Origin of the sequence: Streptomyces sp. NTH33, from assembly GCF_003236365.1 — a bacterium.
Lineage (GTDB): Bacteria > Actinomycetota > Actinomycetes > Streptomycetales > Streptomycetaceae > Streptomyces.
Genome location: NZ_POTZ01000661.1, coordinates 1 through 2901 on the forward strand (window position 1 = coordinate 1; position 2901 = coordinate 2901).

General features: G+C 68.8%; 4 protein-coding genes. All 4 read right to left on the minus strand.

What is annotated here, in order from left to right; genetic code table 11:
• Positions 1–226 precede the first annotated feature (226 nt).
• Positions 227–1393 (minus strand): DivIVA domain-containing protein, encoded by a 1167-nt coding sequence (locus C1I97_RS34560; protein ID WP_111006928.1) that lies wholly within the window; start codon positions 1391–1393, stop codon positions 227–229.
• Between the two features lie 53 nt (positions 1394–1446).
• Positions 1447–1737 (minus strand): YggT family protein, encoded by a 291-nt coding sequence (locus C1I97_RS34565; protein WP_111006929.1) that lies wholly within the window; start codon positions 1735–1737, stop codon positions 1447–1449.
• Positions 1738–1799: 62 nt separating this feature from the next.
• Positions 1800–2441: a cell division protein SepF gene (locus C1I97_RS34570; RefSeq protein WP_111006930.1), complete on the minus strand. Its 642-nt coding sequence runs from the start codon at positions 2439–2441 to the stop codon at positions 1800–1802.
• 127 nt (positions 2442–2568) lie between these two features.
• Positions 2569–2901: alanine racemase (locus C1I97_RS34575; RefSeq protein WP_181447046.1), on the minus strand; the 333-nt coding region annotated here is incomplete at its 5' end.

Sequence of the window (2901 nt, forward strand, 5' to 3'; positions counted from 1 at the left end):
GTCGACAGGGCCCGCGCCCCTGGGGCCCTGCGGGGGACCAGGGGCGCGGGGGCGAGAAGCCATTCCGGGCTCACCCCTGCACCCGCGCCCGCACCCGCACCCGCACCCGCACCCGCACCCAAGAACGGCCCCAGCACACAAGAACGGCCCCGGAGGGAAACCCTCCGGGGCCGTTCTCGCAGGCTGCCGATGCCTACCTCGTCACACAGAACCCTTCACGGGCCGCTCAGTTGTCGTCCTCGTCGATCAGGAAGCCCCGCATCGGCGAGGGCGCCTGCCCCATCGGCGACGGTCCCTGCGGGCGCACCGGCGCCATCGGCTGGGTCATCGCCGGAGACATCTGCTGCTGACCGCCGTAGGACGGTCCGGACGGGCTCGGCCCGCCGCCCATCGACTGGTTGCCGCCGCCGTACGACGGGGCGCTCGCGCCGGCCGGAGCCATGGAGGGCGCCGGGGACGGCGGCAGCGACGCGGCCGCCGGCGTCCGCGGCGGGGCCAGCGAGTCGTCGGACTGGGTCTCCAGCTGACGCAGCTGGGACTCCAGGTACGACTTCAGCCGCGTACGGTACTCGCGCTCGAAGCCCCGCAGGTCCTCGACCTTGCGCTCCAGCGTGGCTCGGGCGGACTCCAGGGAGCCCATCGCCACACGGTGCTTCTCCTGCGCGTCCCGCTCCAGCGCGTCGGCCTTGGCCCGGGCGTCACGCTCCAGTCCCTCGGCCCGCGAACGCGCCTCTCCCACGATCTTGTTGGCCTCGGAACGGGCTTCGGCGATCGCCTGGTCGGCGGTCTGCTGGGCCAGCGACAGAACGCGCGCGGCGCTGTCGCCACCGGGGCCCTGGCCCATCGGACCGGGACCGCCCATGGGACCGGGACCCTGGCCCATCGGGCCGGGACCGCCCATGGGACCGGGACCCTGGCCCATCGGACCGGGACCCATGCCCTGCATCGGGCCCTGGCCCATCGGACCGGGACCCTGACCCATGGGACCGGGGCCCTGGGGACCCTGACCGCCCGGGCCGGCGGGCAGCTGCGGGGCACCGCTCGGCAGCTGGGGCGGGCCACCCATGGGGCCGCTCATCTGCTGCTGCGGCGGGCCCGATATCCCGGCGGGCACCGGAGCGCCCGGCCCTCGCATGCCCTGCTGCTGCGGGTGCTGCGGATGCTGCGGATGCTGCTGATCCTCCGGAGGCTTGCGCATGTTCTGCTGGTTCTGGGCGGCGGCGCGGGTGGCCGCGGCCAGCTTGGCGCGCAGGTCCTCGTTCTCGCGGAGCAGACGGGTCAGCTCGGCTTCGACCTCGTCGAGGAAGGCATCGACCTCGTCCTCGTCATAGCCTTCTCGGAGGCGGACGGTCGTGAACTGCTTGTTCCGCACGTCCTCGGGGGTCAACGGCATCTCTTCACCTCAACGTAGTCATCGGCAGTCGGCAAGACCGTATCGTCCACAGGTCACCTCGCGAGACTTCCCACGACGGAGAGCAGGATATAGACGATGATCATCAGAACGAAGAAGGACAGGTCTAGCGCCACGCCCCCGAGACGCAGCGGCGGGATGAACCGCCGCAGAAGCTTCAACGGTGGATCGGTGACAGTGTAGGTGGCCTCCAGAACGACCACCATCGCCTTGCCGGGTTGCCACGAGCGGGCGAACTGGAACACATAGTCCATGACCAGCCGGAAGATGAGCACGATGAGGAACACCATCAGCGCGATGTAGAGAACCTCCATGGCCACACCCATGATCGGTGCTTCCCTCTCCCCTGTTTCCGTGCCAGTTCTTGCCAGTGTTGCGGTAGTGCGTCTCAGCTCTGGTTGAAGAACCCGCCCTCTGCGATGCGGGCCTTGTCCTCCGCCGTGACATCGACGTTAGCAGGCGACAACAGGAACACCTTCTGCGTCACCCGCTCGATACTGCCGTGAAGACCAAACACCAAACCTGCCGCAAAGTCGACAAGTCGCTTCGCATCTGTGTCATCCATCTCAGTCAGATTCATGATCACCGGAGTGCCCTCACGGAAGTGTTCCCCGATGGTACGGGCCTCGTTGTAGGTCCGGGGGTGAAGTGTGGTGATCCGGTACGGCTCACGTTCCGACACGACCTTGGGCATGATCACCGGTGCGTTCTTCTCCAGGCTTGCGCGTTCTTGTGTGATGGACGCCACGGGCGCGATGCGCGCCGGACGCCCGGATTCCGCCGGGAGCGAAGCGGAATGGGACACCGGTTCGCGCGGCGCCGGAGGCTGCACCACCCGTACCGGCTCGTCCCTTTGAGACTGATGTGCCCCATGCGACTGGTGCGACGGCTCGTGCCGTCGGCGGTCCCGCTCGGGTTCCGGGTCCAGCTCGGGCTCGAAGTCGTCATCGGGGTCGAATCCCCGGCCGTCGTACCCATCGTCCTCCACGAGGCCGAGGTAGACCGCCATCTTGCGCATCGCGCCGGCCATTCTCTGAGTCCTCCGCTCTGTGGTGGATCCGCTGACGACCGCCAAGTGCCCGCGATCCACGAGGTCGTTGCGCCATATTCGGCGGTATTGACCATATTTTCTGTTGTGGTCCGACTTCTTTGCGACGTTACCCGAGCCTGGGGCGGACTCCGAGTACCGCGGTACCGACGCGTACATGTGTCGCCCCGGCCGCCACGGCCTGTTCGAGGTCCCCGCTCATCCCTGCCGAAACCATGGTGGCAGCCGGATGGGCGACGCGCAGGCTGGTCGACAAATCAACGAGGCGTTCGAACGCGGCCTGTTGACGGCCGGCGTACTCGCCGGTCAGCGGGGCGACGGTCATCAGCCCGTCGAGCCGCAGCCCCTCGGAGCGGGCGACGAGGTCGGCCAACTCTTCGATTCCGCCCGGCGCCACACCTCCCCGCTCCCCCCGCCCGCTCCGAGGGGCTGCGGCTCGACG